Annotated in this window: 17 protein-coding genes; 1 reads left to right on the forward strand and 16 read right to left on the reverse strand. The window is 67.2% G+C overall.

Translation table 11 applies throughout. From position 1 onward, the window contains the following. Positions 1 to 207: 207 nt before the first annotated feature. The 13 genes from VM054_03625 to VM054_03685 form a co-directional block, all read right to left on the reverse strand. Positions 208 to 1,035 carry a PHP domain-containing protein gene (locus VM054_03625; protein HUT98143.1) on the reverse strand — a complete coding sequence of 276 codons (828 nt, stop codon included), beginning with the start codon at positions 1,033 to 1,035 and terminating at the stop codon, positions 208 to 210. A gap of 2 nt (positions 1,036 to 1,037) precedes the next feature. Next, a complete protein-coding gene (locus VM054_03630; GenBank protein HUT98144.1) occupies positions 1,038 to 1,907 on the reverse strand; it encodes a metallophosphoesterase in 870 nt (289 codons plus the stop codon). Between the two features lie 342 nt (positions 1,908 to 2,249). Beyond that, the gene (locus VM054_03635; protein HUT98145.1) at positions 2,250 to 2,780 is read right to left on the reverse strand and encodes a hypothetical protein; all 531 of its coding nucleotides are present in this window, start codon (positions 2,778 to 2,780) and stop codon (positions 2,250 to 2,252) included. A gap of 82 nt (positions 2,781 to 2,862) precedes the next feature. Next, entirely contained in the window at positions 2,863 to 3,354 is a 492-nt protein-coding gene (locus VM054_03640) for a hypothetical protein (protein HUT98146.1), read from the reverse strand. A 2-nt stretch (positions 3,355 to 3,356) separates the two neighbouring features. After that, a complete protein-coding gene (locus tag VM054_03645; GenBank protein ID HUT98147.1) occupies positions 3,357 to 3,905 on the reverse strand; it encodes a GNAT family protein in 549 nt (182 codons plus the stop codon). Between the two features lie 290 nt (positions 3,906 to 4,195). Continuing rightward, positions 4,196 to 5,734, reverse strand: coding sequence for an NAD(P)H-hydrate dehydratase (locus VM054_03650; GenBank protein HUT98148.1), 1,539 nt, complete (start codon positions 5,732 to 5,734; stop codon positions 4,196 to 4,198). A gap of 229 nt (positions 5,735 to 5,963) precedes the next feature. Beyond that, positions 5,964 to 6,548 (reverse strand): outer membrane beta-barrel protein, encoded by a 585-nt coding sequence (locus tag VM054_03655; GenBank protein ID HUT98149.1) that lies wholly within the window; start codon positions 6,546 to 6,548, stop codon positions 5,964 to 5,966. A 430-nt stretch (positions 6,549 to 6,978) separates the two neighbouring features. Next, positions 6,979 to 7,848: a succinate--CoA ligase subunit alpha gene (gene sucD, locus VM054_03660; GenBank protein HUT98150.1), complete on the reverse strand. Its 870-nt coding sequence runs from the start codon at positions 7,846 to 7,848 to the stop codon at positions 6,979 to 6,981. Further along, complete coding sequence (gene sucC, locus VM054_03665; protein ID HUT98151.1) at positions 7,845 to 8,984, reverse strand: ADP-forming succinate--CoA ligase subunit beta; 1,140 nt, start codon at positions 8,982 to 8,984, stop codon at positions 7,845 to 7,847. Before sucC ends, sucD begins: the two co-directional genes overlap by 4 nt. A 271-nt stretch (positions 8,985 to 9,255) precedes the next feature. Continuing rightward, positions 9,256 to 10,266, reverse strand: a complete 1,011-nt coding sequence (locus VM054_03670; protein HUT98152.1) for a hypothetical protein — start codon at positions 10,264 to 10,266, stop codon at positions 9,256 to 9,258. A 194-nt stretch (positions 10,267 to 10,460) separates the two neighbouring features. Further along, complete coding sequence (locus tag VM054_03675; GenBank protein HUT98153.1) at positions 10,461 to 11,372, reverse strand: site-specific DNA-methyltransferase; 912 nt, start codon at positions 11,370 to 11,372, stop codon at positions 10,461 to 10,463. A 149-nt stretch (positions 11,373 to 11,521) separates the two neighbouring features. Then, positions 11,522 to 11,863: a hypothetical protein gene (locus tag VM054_03680; GenBank protein ID HUT98154.1), complete on the reverse strand. Its 342-nt coding sequence runs from the start codon at positions 11,861 to 11,863 to the stop codon at positions 11,522 to 11,524. Between the two features lie 137 nt (positions 11,864 to 12,000). Continuing rightward, positions 12,001 to 13,014, reverse strand: a complete 1,014-nt coding sequence (locus tag VM054_03685; GenBank protein ID HUT98155.1) for a HEAT repeat domain-containing protein — start codon at positions 13,012 to 13,014, stop codon at positions 12,001 to 12,003. Positions 13,015 to 13,081: 67 nt separating this feature from the next. Here VM054_03685 and VM054_03690 point away from each other — a divergent pair, with 67 nt between their 5' ends. Then, complete coding sequence (locus VM054_03690) at positions 13,082 to 13,744, forward strand: DUF2085 domain-containing protein (GenBank protein ID HUT98156.1); 663 nt, start codon at positions 13,082 to 13,084, stop codon at positions 13,742 to 13,744. A gap of 301 nt (positions 13,745 to 14,045) precedes the next feature. Here VM054_03690 and galT read toward each other — a convergent pair whose 3' ends face one another. The 3 genes from galT to VM054_03705 all read right to left on the reverse strand — a co-directional run bounded on the left by galT (position 14,046) and on the right by VM054_03705 (position 16,555). After that, positions 14,046 to 15,068, reverse strand: coding sequence for a galactose-1-phosphate uridylyltransferase (galT, locus tag VM054_03695; GenBank protein HUT98157.1), 1,023 nt, complete (start codon positions 15,066 to 15,068; stop codon positions 14,046 to 14,048). Positions 15,069 to 15,213: 145 nt separating this feature from the next. Further along, on the reverse strand, positions 15,214 to 16,038 hold the full coding sequence (locus VM054_03700) for a tetratricopeptide repeat protein (protein HUT98158.1): 825 nt from the start codon (positions 16,036 to 16,038) through the stop codon (positions 15,214 to 15,216). Position 16,039: 1 nt separating this feature from the next. Next, the gene (locus VM054_03705; protein ID HUT98159.1) at positions 16,040 to 16,555 is read right to left on the reverse strand and encodes a gamma carbonic anhydrase family protein; all 516 of its coding nucleotides are present in this window, start codon (positions 16,553 to 16,555) and stop codon (positions 16,040 to 16,042) included. Between the last annotated feature and the right edge of the window lie 134 nt (positions 16,556 to 16,689).

Below are 16,689 nucleotides of genomic sequence, written 5' to 3' on the forward strand. Positions count from 1 at the left end.
CCTCACCCTTAATCCCTCTCCCACGGGGAGAGGGAGACAGGGTACCGCCGCGTTCTCTTCTATCTCGACCTCGACCCTCACCCTAGCCCGTAGGCGCGCCTCTCCCTAAAAGGGAGAGGGGGACCGTTTCGCCCCCCACCCTAACCCGTAACCGCGCTTCCCCCCAGAGGGGAGAGGGGACATGCGGCAGCCCTCACACCGGCCCACTCACCGGGCCAACAGGTCGGCGACGACCAACTCCACCGGCTCCCGCTCCCGCCAGTAGCACACCCGCTCGTAACCGACTTCACTCAGCAACCCCAGACCGCGGCGTATCTGCGCCGGACCGAAACGCGCCAGGTCGTGCGCGTCGGACCCCACGGTGACGAAACGGACCCCTTCCTCCCGCGCCATGACCAGCGCCTCGGGACCGGGGTAGGGCTCGCCGGGGGCCTGGCCCCAACCGGCCACGTTGAGCTCGACACCCGTGCCGGTGTCGGCGCAGGCGCGGAAAACCGCCCGCAATTCCTTTTCCCAGCGCCGGGCCTCGAAGGGGCCGTAGTAGAGCACCCCGTACCGCTTACAGATGTCGGCGTGGCCCAGGACGTCGAAAATCCCCGAGGCGGCGGCCCCGAGGAGAATCTCGAAGTAACTCCCGTAGGCCTCCTCCACCGGGGTTTTCTCGAAGTACAGCCGGGCCTTCTCCCGGGAGCTGATGGTGGCCCCGATGTCGTCGAGGTAGTGGACGCTGCCGATGAGCATGTCGTAGGGCAGCCGGGCGCACGCGGCGGCTGTCTCGGCCTCCCGGCCCCGCTGGTAGGAGAGCTCCACCCCCAGGCCGACGTAGGTGTCCGGGGCCAGGGGGCGGGCCTCGGCCACGGCGGCCAGGTGCCGGGCGGGATCGTAGAAGCCGTAGGAGTAATCGCCGGGGTCCAGGTCCAGGTGCTCGGCGGTGACGAGGGCGACGTATCGGTGCCGGCGGGCCAGGCGGGCGTATTCCGCCAGCGGCACCTTGGAATCCCGCGACAGGTCGGAGTGGAGGTGGCAGTCCAGCACGGTCAGATTTCGATGACCCGGATCGCGGCGTCCAGCGCCTTTTCCGGGTCCGGTTCGCTCCAGTGGCGGGCGTAGCCCAGGCAGGAGGTCACCAGCGGTCGTCCCGCCGGCGTCTCGCGGGAGAACTTCATGTGCACGTGGCCGAAGAGGACCGCGGCCAGGCGGCGCTCCGTGTCGAAGAGCCTGCCGAAGCGCCCCGAGCCCGCGTAGGCCAGGAAGAAATCCCAGGGCAGCCGCCCCGGGGGCCGGATGGCGTCGTAGGGCATGTGGTGCGAGCATCCCACCACGGCCCGCACGTCCCACCGCGCCACCTCGGCCAGGTGCTTCCGCAGCCGCCCCTCGAGGAGCCGGCAGACACCCTCGTCGGAGAGCCGCTCCCCCTCGCCGTCGGTGAAGAGGGCGTAGACGGCGTCCCCCCAGCGCCAGCGCCGGAAGAACTTGCGCCGGTAGACGTCCATGGAAATCTCGCCGTCCCGCGCGCGGTTCCGCAGCGAGTAGTCGTACCAGCCGATGCTCCCCACGAAGCCCACGTCCCCCACCCGCACCGGCCCGCCGTCCAGGTAGCCCCAGCCGTGGCGCGCGCACATCTCCGGCAGCAGGCGGTCCAGCCGATCGTAGCTCGTCTCGCCCCGGGACTGCCAGTAGAGCGGAACCCACACGTCGTGGTTCCCGGCGACGAAGAGTTTCGGGAAGGGCAGCTCGCCGATTTCGGCGAAGGACTCCTCCAAAACCTCCAGGTGCCCCGCCAGGTCGCCCAGCAGTACGAAGACGTCGGGCGAAATGGCGCGCAGCCGGTCCCCCAGCAGCTTGGGCACCCGACGGGCGGCCTCCGAGTTGTCGGCGTGGATGTCCGAGGTGAAGGCTATGCGCAACGGCCACCTGCCGGTCGAAGGGAAAAGGGAATTTTACCGGAGTCCGACCCGTGAGCGCAAGCCGGGCAGAGAAAGGGCGGGACCTCTCGATCCCACCCGTCAGGCCGAGCGGTTCCCGTCGCCGGAGGACCGACCGGGGGAAGCTAGATTCCGTGCTCGCCGACCGCGTATCAACCCGGGGGTTGCGGCCGACACCATCGGCTCCCCTCCCCGCGAGCGCCGACCGTTCCCCGGGGCGGAGAACCTACGGTACGGGTGGTCGAGGTTCCGCACCCCCGGCTGCGACCCGGCGTCATATCCACGGAACCGCCCCCCGACCGGCGACCACGCCCCGGTGATGGCCTACTTGCTCAGGGCCAGCGCGTTCAGGATGCTCTTCAGGGTATCCTGGACCGCGCTCTTCTGCGCCTTGGGAACCTTGGCGTAGAGAAGCACCCCGCAGGTGCCGGTGCCGGAGACGCCCACGAAGTACACGTTGCCGCCCGACTCGTACGAGCGCAGCGCGTAGGTGACGCCCGCGGAGTTCTTGCTCACCACGACCTTCGTGCCCGTGGTCAACGCGTTGGACTTCTCCGCCAGCTTGTCCTTGCAGAGCGCGTCCATGTCGTTCTTGCCCAGGCCCACGGCGGAGGCCAGCGAGGTGACGGTTATAGCAACGCTGTTCGGCCCGTTGATGGTGAAGCTGTTGGGGGAAACGGCACCCCTGCTCCAATCGCCGTTGGGCAGGACGACGTCCACCGCGACGCCGCCGATGGTGGCCTGGAAGGTGGGCGTGGTGGAGCCTCCGCCCGTGGGCGTCCCGGTGCCGCCGCCCGTGGTGGTGGCCAACGCCGCCAGAACCAGGGCGAGCAGGATGAGGGTCGTATTGCGCATGACGAAACCTCCCGGAAAAAAGTAAGACCAGAATTGAATGATTATAGCCGGACTCGGGGGGGATGGCAAGTTTATCCCGGTCTCAATCCGACGGGCGGAAATCCAGCGCCGACAGGGCCACCACCGCCTCGGACCGCGGGGCCGTGGCGGCGAAGTCCACCACGAAGCACCCGGCGGACGTGGAGTAAGCCCCGACCACCCGGCAGGTGTAGAAACCGCCCTTGGGGTAAACCTCCAGCCGGAAGAGGCGCCCCCCCTCACCGCCCGTGCGCGCGTCGGTGAGCGACTCCGGCTTGAGCGAGGGGAACCGCCGCGCCAGGAGCCCCGCGAGGTCCGCCTGGTCCGGGGCGACCTCGTAGTCCGGCCCCTCCTCCACCGCCCCCGAGGCGAACGGCTTCCCCGACCCGCTGTAGGAGAGCTCCACGATGGCCAGCGCGTCGCCGTAGCCGGGGTAGAGCTCGGCGGAGAGGCCCTCCGGCAGGATGAGGGTCACGGTGGGCGAGAGCTCCACCTCCCCCGCCCGGGCGGGTAAAATCAATACCAGAAAACCCAGCGCCGCGATGCGCCACCGCACGGCTACCCCCCGAAATATTCCTCGGCCAGGACTCCCATCAGCACCACGTCGTGCCAGCGGCCGCCGTACCCGTAGGCCCCCCGCAGCCGCCCCTCCTCTTTAAAGCCGCACTTGGCGTAGGCGCGGATGCCGCCCTCGTTGAACTCGTACACCCGCAGCCAGATGCGGTGGAGGTTCAGCTCCCCGAAGCCGTACTTGAGGGTGAGGGCGGTGGCCTCGGTGCCGTAGCCCTTCCCCCGGAGCTCGGGCGGACCGATGAAGACGCCGAACTCGGCGGAGCGGTGGATGCGGTCTATGCCGTGCAGGCCCACGTTGCCCGCCAGGCGGTCATCGGCGGCGAGGCGGACGGCGAGGACCACGTCGTCGGGGTTTTTGCCCACGCCGCGGACCCACTCCTCCTCCTGGCCCCGGGTCAGGGGCAGGCACATGGTGAGGTTTCGGCGGGTGTCGGCGTCGTTGATCCAGCGGGCGTAGAGCGGGGCGTCCTCGGCGCGCACCGGCGAGAGGTACACCAACTCCCCCGCGAGGAAAACGTCCGGTTTGTCGTCCATGGCCGTAGTCCGTTTCCCGTAGGGGCGGGTGTCCACACCCGCCCGCCATTTCCACGTTCCCTACCCCGCCCCTCACCCCGGCCCGTGCCTCGTTGCGATGTCGTAGGGGCGGACATTCAGGTCCGCCCGCGGGCCGACCTAAACGGCACGCCGTCGGTCGGCCCCTACGGGTCGGATTTGCGACGGATGGCCGTAGGGGCGGGTGTCCACACCCGCCCGTGGGACGCCGTATTTTCGCTCCCGACCCAGACCCTCACCCCGGCCCTCTCCCACGGGGAGAGGGAAAGCAATCAGGCGTTGCAAACCGCCTCGATGGCCTCCGGGATCGCCTCCAGGATGTCCTCGGGCGAGACGCTCCAGTCACCGGCCGATTCCGCGGCCAGCTCCCCGGCCGACCCGTGGAGGTACGCCCCGGCGACGGCGGCCGAGAACGGCTCCACCCCCCGGGCCAGAAGCGCCCCGATGACCCCGGCCAGCACGTCCCCCGACCCGCCCACGGCCATGCGCCAGTCCCCAGCGGGGATGAAGCAGGCCGTCCCGTCGGCGGAGGCCACCACGGTGCGGTAGCCCTTGAGGAGGCAGACGCCGCCCACCTCGGCGGCCAGCTTCCGCGCGGCGTCCAGACGGTCCGCGTTGACCTCCGCGGCGCTCAAGCCCAGCAGCCGCCCCGCCTCACCGGGGTGCGGGGTGATGACCAAAGGGGCCTGCACCCGCTTGAGCACGTCCAGGCCGGTGGTGTTCAGCCCGTCGGCATCCACGACCAGGGGAACGCGAATACCGGGCAGGACGGCCTCGAGGGTCCGCCCGACGCACTCGTCGGCGCCCAGGCCCGGACCGACGACGCACGCGTCCCCCGAGTTGAGCTGCGCCAGGGCCGTCTGCGCCCCGTAGTGGGAGACGAAACCGGCCTCGTCGGGCAGCTCCACCGAGGTGACCCCCAGCATGGCCGGCTTGACCAGGAGGAGGGTGGAGGCGGTGGTGCAGAGTGTGACCAGTCCCGCCCCGGCCCGGCAGGCCGCCAGGCAGGAGAGCCCCGCCGCCCCCGAGTAGTCCCGGCACCCGGCTAAAAGGTTCACCGTCCCCCGCCCGCCCTTGTGCGTGTCCGGGGGAAGGGGGTCGAAGTAGGGCGCAACGTCGCCGGGCTCGGCGTGGAACGTCCGCAGCTCGGCGAACCGCTCGGGGTTGACACCGATGGGCGCGGTGACGACCTCCCCGGCCAGGAGATACCCCGGCGGGAGGAAGAGGCCGGTCTTGGGGCAGGCCAGGGTCACGGTGAGATCGGCGGAGACCGCCAGCTCCGCGGCGCCGGTGGTCGAATCCAGCCCCGAGGGGACGTCCACCGCGACGACGAAGGCGGGACCGTCGTTGAGGGCCCGAATCACCGGGGCGAAGAGTCCCCGCGGCTCGCCCGACACCCCCGTTCCCAGAAGGGCGTCCACCGCGACGGCGGCCCGCTCCAGGGCGCGCTCCAGCTCGGCCACGTCCTCCTCTCCCTCGATCACCCAGGCCCCCCGCCCCCCGGCCCGGAACACGTTCCAGTTCACCAGGGCGTCGCCGGTGAGCTCACCGGGGTCGCCCACGGAAAAGACCAGCGGCTCGACGCCGGCCCCGGCCAGGTGGCGGGCGACGACCAGCCCGTCGCCGCCGTTGTTCCCCTTCCCCACGACCACCACCACGTCGCCGGGTCCGAGGTCGGGGAAGCGGGAGAGAATCTCCCGGGCGACGCCGCGCCCGGCGTTCTCCATCAGGGCCGTCCCGGGCAGGCCGTCGCCCTCGATGGCCGCCTGGTCAATCCGTTTCATCTCGTCGGTGGTGGCCACCGGTCGCATGGTCGCTCCTCCGCACGGTTGGATGGGGGAAAATCTCCCCCAGTTTACCAGATTCCGGACCTCGGCGGAACGGGGGACCGTTTCGCCCCGGAATCCGTTGACGCTGAAAGGGTCGCGCAACCATGCGATGACGTAGGGGCCGACCGACGGCGCGCCGTTTAGGTCGCCCCTACGAGGGTCGAGTTATACAAAAAAGCCGCCCGGCGGCGGCGAGGCGGTGCCCGTTTTTTTAGAAGAAGAAGCTCACCCCGGCGCCCGCGGTAATCCCGGAGAACCGCTCCTCCTCGGGGGTGAAGGGGTGGATGTAGTGGCAGCCCACCTCGATAATCACCGACGGCTGGAGGGGGAACTCGGCCCCCACCTCGACGAAGACGGCGAAGTTCTGGGCGTTCTGGAAGTAGTTGAAGAGATCCCCGCTCTGACGCTCGATGTCCAGGGAGGTTGTCCGGAGCGTGAACGCCGGTCCGGCCCCGAAGTACGGCGAAATCCACGTGGTGGGCGAGAAACTGATGCGCGGGGAGATGCCGAAGGTCACCAGGCTGCCGGTCGGGTTCGGGTCCCAGCGTTGCCAGATGTCGGTCATCAGGAGGTTCGTGTACTCGAAGAAGCCGTATATCTCGAGCTCTCCGGGCTTGAAACGGTACCCGACGCGGAGGGACCCGCCGGCGCCGTCGTTGAATAAGTAGGAGGGTCCGGAATAAACCCAGTAGCCGCCGAAGAGCCCGACGGCGAATCCGGAAATGGGCTTGCGCGGTGCCTCGGCGAGAGCCGCCACCATCAGCAGCAAAAGCAGCACCACGAGAACTTTACGCAAGGCTCCCTCCCGCCGGGGACCCCATTTTGTCGGCAGTATAGCAGGCCGGTCGGATAAGTGTCAACGAATCCAACATTTTGGGAGCAAAAAGCGGACCAGGGAACCGGCGGGACCTTCAGGGGCCGTGCGCTCAAAGCAAACCCGGCCTTTCCAACGCCGACGTCCACCTACCGGAGCATAGAAAAGGTAGGATATAGGAGCGTAATGGCCTCGACCAAACACTCACACGGCTTGGAGCCGAATTTCATCCCACCACGACCAGTATTGCAGAAAAACGACCGATTGGGCAACCCCTTATTGGTCGAATCTGAATCCCCACGGGCGCGATTCCAGCAATGGTGTGAGCCGCCGGAAATATGCTGCCGCCGGTAGTCCTCCAACGGCGGAGCGGCACGACAGTGACGATGACACCATGTCGTAGGACGCAGAGCTACCCCAGCCGCGCCTTCAGCAGGCCCGGCAACTGGCTGGGCAGATCGGCCACGGGAACCCCCACCGAGGTCAGCGCCTCGATCTTGCTCTCCGCCGTCCCCTTGCCCCCGGCGATGATGGCCCCGGCGTGGCCCATGCGCTTGCCCTTGGGTGCGGTGCGTCCGGCGATGAAGCTCACCACCGGCTTCGTCACGTTTTTTTGAATGAACTCCGCCGCCTCCTCCTCGTCGGTGCCGCCTATCTCGCCGATCATCACCACCCCGGCGGTCTCGGGGTCGGCCTCGAAGGCCGCCAGGGCGTCTATGAAGCTGGTCCCGATGATCGGGTCTCCGCCGATGCCCATGCAGGTGGACTGCCCCAGCCCGGCCGCGGTCAAAGACCACACCACCTCGTAGGTCAGCGTGCCCGAGCGGCTCACCAGCCCCACGCCCCCCGGCCGGTGGATGTGCCCCGGCATGATGCCAACCTTGGCCTTGCCCGGCGAGATGATGCCCGGGCAGTTGGGGCCGATGAAGCGGATCCCCCTCGCCCGGTAGTAGTGGTAGGCGCGCAGGACGTCCAGGGTGGGGAGGCCCTCGGAGATGCAGACGGCGAGCCTTATCCCCGCGTCGGCGGCCTCGAAGAGCGCGTCGGCGGCGAAGCGCGCCGGGACGTAGATAACGCTCGCGTCCGCCCCGGTTTTTTCCACCGCCTCGGCCACCGTGTCGAAGACCGGGATGCCGTGGACCTGTTGGCCCCCCTTGCCCGGCGTGACTCCGGCGACCACTTTAGTCCCGTACTCGGCCATCTGGCCGGCGTGGAAGGAGCCGTCGCGACCGGTGATGCCCTGGACGACCACTCTGGTGTTCTCGTCAACGAATACGCTCATCGTCCCTCCCTCGCGGCTGCGACGACCTTTTGGACCGCCTCGTCCAGGTTCACCCCGGCCTCGATGCCCGCCTCGGCCAGCATCGCCCGCCCCCGGTCCTCGTTGGTCCCAGTGAGGCGGACGACCAGCGGAATCTCCAGCGGACGCTGTTTGAGGGCCGCCAGGAGCCCCGCGGCGATGTCGTCGCAGCGCGTGATGCCCCCGAATATGTTCAACAGAATCGCCTTAACGTCCGGGTCGCCGGTGACTATCTCCATGGCGACGAGGACCTTGGCGGGGTCGGAGGAGCCGCCCACGTCGAGGAAGTTGGCCGGCTCGGAGCCGAAGTGCTTGATGAGGTCCATGGTGGTCATGGCCAGCCCGGCGCCGTTGACGATGCACCCCACGTCTCCGGAGAGCTTGACGTAGGAGAGCCCCGCCCCTTTGGCCTTGAGCTCCAGGGGGTCCTCGGCGCTCTTGTCGCGCATGGCCTCCACCTCCCCCTGGCGGAAGAGGGCGTTGTCGTCGAAGTTGATCTTGGCGTCAATGGCCACCGCCCGGCCGTCCCGCGTGATGACGCACGGGTTTATCTCGGCCAGGGAGGCGTCGGTGGCGATGAAGAGCCGGTAGAGTTTTTGCAGGAAGTCGGCGAGCTGCCTCTGGACGCCCGCGTCCCCGGTGAGGAAGCCGGCCAGCCGCCGCCCGTGGTGCGGCCAGAACCCCACCGCCGGGTCCACGGGGAGCTTCAAGATTTTCTCCGGCGTCTTGGCCGCCACCTCCTCGATGTCCACCCCGCCCGCCGCCGAGACCATGAACACCGGGAACTTCGACGCTCGGTCCAGGATGATGCCGAGGTAGAGCTCGTCGGCGATGTCCACCGCCTCGTCTATGAGCACCCGCTCCACGACGAGGCCCTTTATGTCCATGCCGAGAATCGCGCGGGCGTGCTCCGCGAGCTCCCTTTCGTTCTTGGCCAGCTTCACGCCGCCGGCCTTCCCCCGGCCGCCCACGTGGACCTGGGCCTTCACCACGCACGGGTAGCCCACCTCCGCAGCCGCCTGCGGGGCCTTCGCGGGGTCGGTGACCACCACCCCCCGGCTCGTGGGGATGCCGAACTTGCGGAAGAGCTCCTTGGCCTGGTACTCGTGTATCTTCAACACGTCTCCCTTCGCGTCGGAACCCGAGCTTTGCAAAAGACCGGTGCATTTTATCACCGGCCGGACGCGCCCGCAAGCTCAACTACGGCGTCAACGCACACGTCCGCCGAATGTAGGGGCGGGTCTTTAGACCCGCCCGCGGGCTGACCCAAAGGTCAGTCCCTACTTTCGTTGATCGAAACCAAACGAAGGATGAGACAAGGGGCTTAAGCCCCTTGCACGTTATTAAACACGGGGAGGAGGTTTGGGGACCACGCCCGGCCCATCCGGTCTACCCCGGCGGCTCGAGGCTCACTTTGAACCCCTCGGCCACCGTGTCCGCGGGGACCCAGCCGACGACGCCCAGCGGAGTGTAAACCCGCCACCAGCCGTCCTCTTCGTCCAGGCGATACACCGGGTCGCGCGCCCGCAGCTCGCCGATCGCTGAGCCGTCCGGGGCATCGTAGACCTCCGTGCCCGCCTCCACGCAGTAGCCGAAGGCCTCGGGCAGACCCTCCGTACAAGCGGCCGCCGGGTCCGCCGTCCAGACAGAGTCCTCGGCGACGAGGTACAGCTTCTCACCGTCGGAGGCCAGCCCCTGCGCTATTACCACATGGGTGAACTCGTACCACTGCCGGAAGGTCCAGACGCTGTACACCACCCAGGGCAGCGGCAGCCAGCCGTCCACCTCCCGGGCTTCTACGTCTATCCGAAAGAGGTAGGCCAACTCCTCACCCTCGCCGTAGTAGTCGTGGGCCGAGGCCCACAGGCGCCCGGTGTCCCAAGCCAGCCCGGTGATCTTGTACCTCTCGTCCAGGGCCAGGATTTCCTCGAACTCCCGGTCTCGCCAGACGCCTATCACGTTGTGCCGGGCCGCGTAGAGATTCTCCCCGTCCGAGGCCAGCGGTCCCGAGTACTCCCCCCGGTAGACCCAGCCGTCGCCGATGCGCTGGAAGAGGAACTCCTCCCACTCGTCCACGGTGCGCCCGGAGCGCAGCGCCCCGGAGAACCAGAAATCGCCCTCGTGGAAGCAGATGCCGGAGAGATACGATGCCTCTCGGGGCAGTATGAACTCCGGCCAAGGCTCTTCCTCGCCGGTCTCCGGGTCCACCCGGACGATCTTTTCTTTTTCGACGACGTAGAGCACGCCGTCGTGGAAGGTGGGCTCGGTGTAGTAGACGGCGTAGGGCCTTAAAAGACCGTAGAAGGACTGCCACGGCTCGTCGCCAAAAACCTCCTCGGCGTCCTGGTAAGCCGGTTCGATGTTCGCCCCCGCGGGTCCGGCGAGGAGGCAAACCAGCAAAAGTATGGAAAGCTTACGCGTTGAGACTGTTGCACAAAAGGGGTGTTCGTAGGGGCGACCCTCTGCGGTCGCCCGCGGGCGGGGGCGGAGCCCCGCCCCTACGGGGAATATTCGTTTTTCGCTGACAGCTCTGCTAGCCATCAAATCACGCCAAAATGGCATTTTGCAACAGTCTCGCATTATCAATCCTCCATCTATTCATATACGCTGAGGTTCAAATCCACCAGCAGATCGGCGGAACTTGTAATCAACCGCTGCGCCTGGGTGAAGTACTCCTCGTCTATTTCCACACCCACGGCGTTCCTGCCGGCCCTGACCGCGGCAACCACCGTCGTCCCCGTCCCCATGAACGGATCGAGCACCGTGTCGCCGTGAAACGAAAACATCCTCACCAGGCGATCCGCCAGGACCAGCGGGAAAGGGGCGGGATGCGCGCTCGTCGAAGCCCCGCCCAGATGCCATATCTGCTGGAACCACTCGTTGAAGCTCTCCCGCTCGATCATGCTCAGCCGCCGCTGTTCGGTGGTGGGCCTGCGATACCCCCCCGATTTGCGCTGCATGAGGATGTATTCGATGTCGTTTTTCACGATGGCGTTCGGTTCGTAGGGCTTGCCGAGGAACCGTCCTCCTCCTTCCACCTCCGTCGTGGCGTTGGCGATTTTGTACCAGATGATCGGGTTCAGGTTGTCGAAGCCTATCTTTCGGCACCTGACGGCGATGTCGGAGTGCAGGGGCATTACCAGATGCCGTCCGTTCTTTCTCCGCGCCAGGCACACGTCGCCGACCACGCAGCACAGACGCCCGCCGGGGGTCAGCACGCGGTAAACCTGCCGCCATACCTTGTCCAGCTCGTCCAGGAACTCCTCGTAATCCGCGATGTGACCCAACTGACCCGGTGTATCGTTGTACCTCTTCAAGGTCCAGTAGGGCGGGGAGGTGACGACCAGGTGACAGCTTCCGTCGGAGAGCCAACTCAAGTCTCGCGCGTCCCCACGCTTCAAGAGAACTGAAACCTCGGCCTTCCCGTTTTCAGCCCTGGCCTTCTCCGCTTCCCTGAAGCGCTCGTCCACCGAGAGGGACTCGTAGCTTTTCGCCCTGGCTTCCATCAATCTCCCCCTCCCTGTGGGAGACTTTCGAGGACATGCTTGTGTGAAGGCTGCCGCATGTCCCCTCTCCCTTCTAGGGAGAGGGTTAGGGTGAGGGTCGAGGCTGGGGACGGAGATACGGCGGCCCGCAGAGGGGCCGCCCTACATTTTTAATCGAGTTGGTTCGCGTTCTCTTTTCGTTTAGCCTTCTCCGACAGGATGCGGATTGCTTCGGCCACCATCTCCTTCACCTCAGGTGACGCCTCCGGATCGCGGAAGATTTCGAGGACGTCTCGTCCGAGCATGTCCTTGGTGGCATCTCTACTGGCACCATCTTTGGCACCTGCACCCAAGGGAGTTCGTCTAGGTCTATCAGGATTTTCCTTATAATTACAGTCTTTACAAAACTCTTCTCCGCTACGAGGGCAAATACACTCGTCATTCACACAACGAAAAGTAACTTTACCCCATCCTTTATCACATTCCACACTACCGCCTTTTGTCGCACTCACAATGCTACTCCTTTTATGATCAAAACTATCTTCATTGGCCTTCTTCTTCCAAATTTCATCGTAAGTTTCGCACTCTTAGTGAGGGGCGGGCGGGTGTGGACACCCGCCCCTACGGGAGAGGATTGATACATTCCCCCTCACGGCACGATCTGGATGGTGTCGGCCCAGACGTGGGTCATCTCCTCGATGTAGGAGCTGGACCCGCCCACGGACACCCGCACCCGCCCCGAGGCCATCTCGCTCTTGATGTACAGAAGCTCGTTGGTGTGGCCGGTGAAGTGGCAGTGGACGTGGCGCCCGCGGTCGGTGACGAGCATGAGGCTGGCGTTGTCGCGGGCGACGACGTTGACCTCGATCACCTCGCCGGTGACGACGGTGGCGCCGCGGGGCGTCTCCCAGGTGAGGTCCCAGGCGAAGGTCCCCCCGCCGGTGTCGTACTCGGCCAGGAGCCGCGCCGCGCGGTCCGAGGGGCTGGCCTCCAGCTCGCGTCGGACCGTCTGCCGCATCGCCTCGTCCGGCGTCTGCAAGAAGATGTGGTACAGGCAGTCCACCCCGTCCTCGCCCAGGTGGCCGAGCTCTGCTATCATCTGCTTTTTGGCCCCGGCCTGGGTGACGGGGTCGAAGAAGGCGTTGAAGAAGACGGGCACCAGGTCGGGGTCGCGCAGCATCCCCAGGGCCTTGACCGTCTCGGTCTGGATGCCGCCGTCGGCGGACTTGAGCCCCGGAATGTAGACTTGGGCGGGTACGTCGCCGAACTGCTGGAGGGCCGCGAGGGCCGCCTTGCGCATGGCGGGGTCTTCGTCGGTAATCATGGCCGCCAGCGGCTCGATGGCGTTGCGGGCGCCCATCCGGGCCAGCACCGGCGGAACGGCCAGACGCACCGTGGGGTCGGGATCGTTGCGCATGGCCGCCACCAGGGCCATCGTCGCCCCCTTGTCCCCTATCTCGTCCAGGGCGTCCACCACCGCCAGGCGCAGGTTCGCGTCGTCCAGGTAGCCCAGCGACTCGGTCAGCTCGAAGAGGTAATCCCGGTCGCCCAACAGCGCCTTCTGCTTGTGGTACTCGATGTCCCGGACGTCGTGGACGGCGCCGCAGCCGGCGATGACGAGCGCCAGGATGCCGGACGGAACGAGGAGAAACTTGCGCGGCATATCCACCCCACCTCGTGATACTGCCCGTTCATTATAAACCAAAACCGCCCGCAGAGGCGCGGGGGTGATGACGACGGTAGGATTCCTGGAGGAGGCGGCGCGGGCCGTCTGCCACCAACTCCCCGGCCTGACGCCGACGGTGGGCGGCGCGGCGCTGTTGTGCTGGCGCTGCACGGGGATATACGCCGGCGCGGCCCTGGCGGCTCTCTTCGTCATACTGCGGCGCGGGCTGGGACGGGGGCTGCCTGGGGGATGGAGATCGGCGCCCCTATTCGTCTGGGCGGCGCCGTTGGTGGTGGACGAAATACTGGTCACACTGGGCGTCTGGGACCCGCCGGGGTGGTGGCGGCTGGCAACGGGGGCCCTGGGCGGCGCGGCGCTGATGCTCGTCGCTCTGGGCCTCCTGGGCGGGAGCTGGCGCCGGGCGAGGGCTCGGCGGTCCGGGGAGCATCTTGACACGTCGGAGGGCATTGTGGGCGGGGCGGAGGCGCTGATGCTGCCGCCGGCCGTCTGCGTCATTTTGACGGGATGCTCGTTTCCGGGCGAGGCGGGGCTGTGGGTGTTGGAGGCGTTGGGGCTTCTGGGGGTGCTGACGGCGTTCAGCCTGGCGGTGGCGCTTTTGATGTCGCCGTGGCCGCCGCTGACGAGGGGCGGATGGTGGTGGTACGGCGCGGGGGCGGTGGCCGTCGGCCTGGCGGTGTGGGCGGTTTTATGGATTTTACGCGGGTGAGGGCCGGCGCGGTCCCCTCCCCCCTTTGGGGGGAAGTGCGCTTACATGCCGGTGTGAGGGGTGAAGCGTCCCCCTCTCCCTTCTAGGGAGAGGGTGGGGGTGAGGGTCGGGGTAGGGAGCGTGAAAACGGCGACCAGCGGTTTCCCTCTCCCGGTGGGAGAGGGACCAAGGGTGAGGGCTACCTTATAAAAACTGGCCGACCTGAACGGCGCGCCGTCGGTCGGCCCCTACGTCATCGCAAATCGCACGGCACGGTTAGATTACCCGCGCTCCGAAAGGACCGGCCGACCCGCCCCGGCGGCTACTCGGTTATCTCCTCCAGCACCGCCTCGCGCAGATACCGCGCCGCGTCCTCCGGCTTCGTCGGGTTGATGTAAAAACCGGTCCCCCACTCGAAACCGGCCACCTTGGTCAGCTTGGGCATGACCTCGATGTGCCAGTGGTAGGCCAGCAGATCGGTCCCGCGGCCGTTGGTGGGCGTGTTGTGGATGAGGTAGTTGTACGGCGGGGAATCCAGCGTGACCGCCAGCCGCCGGAGGGTCTCCGACAAAATCTCCGCCAGGAGGCCCAGGTCGTTGTCGCGCTCGAAGAGCGGCCGGTGCACCTTGGGCAGAATCCAGGTCTCGAAGGGGAAGCGCGGGGCGAAGGGCTCCAGCGAGATGAACTGCTCGTTCTCGCACACCACCCGCTCGGCCTGCTCCATCTCCTGGATGATGATGTCGCAGAAGACGCAGCGCTCCTTCCATCCGTAATAAATTTTCGCCCCCTCGAGCTCCTCGGAGACGCGCTTGGGGACGATGGGGGTGGCGATGAGCTGGGAGTGGGAGTGGTGGAGGGAGGCCCCGGCCGCCTTCCCCTCGTTCTTGAACACCAGGATGTAGCGGAAGCGGGGGTCGCGGGTGAGGTCCACGATGCGCTGGCGGTAGCTGCCGACGACCAGCTCGACCTTCTTCACCGGAAGCTGGTGCAGCCGCCGTTCGTGGCGCGGGTTCTCTATGATGACCTCGTGGGCCCCCACGCCGTTCATCATGTCGTACATGCCCACGCCGTGTCGGTCCAGGTCCCCCTCGATGCGCAGCGCCGGGAACTTGTTCGGCACGACGCGCACCTGCCAGCCGGGCGTGTTGGGCTCCCGGCCGTCCGCGCCGTCGGCGTTGACGGTAAAAATTTCGGGCGGTGTCAGGCCCTCGTTGCCCTCGCAGAAGGGGCAGTTCGGGCCGCCGCTCTCCTCGTGGACGGGGGCGAAGTCGGAGGGGCGCTTGCCCCGCTCCGAGGAGATGATCACCCAACGGCCGATGACCGGGTCGCGCCGCAGTTCGGGCAAGGGGCCCTCCGGGGTGACGCACGGGCGAGGTGACGTTCAGCGGGCGGACATTTTGACGAAGTATAGCACAGGGCGGCCGGGTATAATCAAGAGAACGGCGGTCCGTGTACCGCCGTTTTAACAGAAGCAATAAACAGGCCAAACCTCACTGCGGGGGCGTCACGCCCTCCGCGGGGACGGTCGGCTCCGGTTCCGCCGCGCCACCGAGCGGGATGAGGTCCACCAGGTGGGTCAGGTACAGCCCCTGGTCCAGCATCCATTGGGCCATCTGCACGTCGGGGGCGTCCTCGGGCCCGGCCTCGACGATGCCTGAAAGGACCGCCTTCGATTCGTCGGGACGCCCGAGCCAGCCCAGGATGCGCGCTGTCTCCAGCTTCGCCGCGGTCGCCAGGTAGTTGTCCTCCTCGGCGCCCAGACCCTGATAGTACTCCAGCGCCTCGGGGAGCTGGCCCCGCTCGAGCATCACCGAGCCGAGGGTGAAGCGCGCCTGCTGCCGGAGCGGGTCGAACTCGCTCCCGGCGGCCTGGGTGAGCTTCTCGTCGGCCTGGTCCAGGTTCCCCAGGTGCAGGGCGCACATGCCCACGTAGAGGACGGCGGTGTCGCGGTCGAAATCGTTCCCCGGGTTCTGCGCCACATCGTTGAAGATGGCCAGCGCCTCGGAGAGCCGCTGCTGCGTCTCCTCGGGGGTGGGCTCGACCCACACGGGCTGCGCGTTCTGACCCTCGGGGTACTCCTGGTGCCCCTCGAAGGCCAGGCCGTAGCTCTGGATGCCCTGGGCCAGCCGAAGCGCCGTGCGCGACTCCGGCGGGCCGGCGGTGATGACGAAGTAGGCGATGACCGCCAGCGCCACGATGCCGCCGACGATGATGTTGATGATGAGGTCGCGCCGCTTTTTGTCGTGCGCGTCCGCCTTGGAGTAGAGCTCGCGGAGGTCCTCGGCGCGCTCGCCCTGCGATTTCTGTTTTCCCATCTCAGCGCTCCCCGGCTGTGAACGTTTTCGCCAGGTCCACGTACCCGGCGGCGTGTTTTTTCTGACCGAGAATCTCGTCGGGGGTGAGGCGGCGGACCACCCGCCCCGGCACCCCCAGGACAACGGAGCCCGGCGGTATCTTCTTCCTCGGCGTGACGAGCGACCCCGCCCCGATGAGCGATCCGGCGCCTATCTCGGCCCCGTTGAGGATTATCGCCCCCATGCCGATGAGACAGCCGTCCCCGATGGTGCAGGCGTGGATGACCGCCCGATGGCCGATGGTCACGTCGGCGCCGATGATGGTGGGCTGGTCGTGATCCACGTGGACCACGGTGAGGTCCTGGACGTTGGTGCGCCCGCCTATCTCGATGCGGGCGATGTCGCCGCGCAACAGGCAACCGTACCAGATGCTCGCGTCGGCGGCGGCCCGAACGTCGCCGATGACGTCCGCCGACGGGGCGACGAAGACCGAGGGGTCGAGGTCCGGTTCCCGGCCCTGGTAGGCGTAGAGGGGCATTTTTTTCTTAAACGTGCACGGGCCGGGCGATTGTACCCGCGACGTGGCGGTGTGTCAACCGGGGCGGCGGTCCGGCCGGGTGACGCGGTGGACGACGCCCCGAAATGTAGGGCGGGGATTTTAATCCCCGCCGC

This window comes from bacterium, assembly GCA_035528375.1.
In the GTDB taxonomy this organism is placed as follows: domain Bacteria; phylum RBG-13-66-14; class RBG-13-66-14; order RBG-13-66-14; family RBG-13-66-14; genus RBG-13-66-14.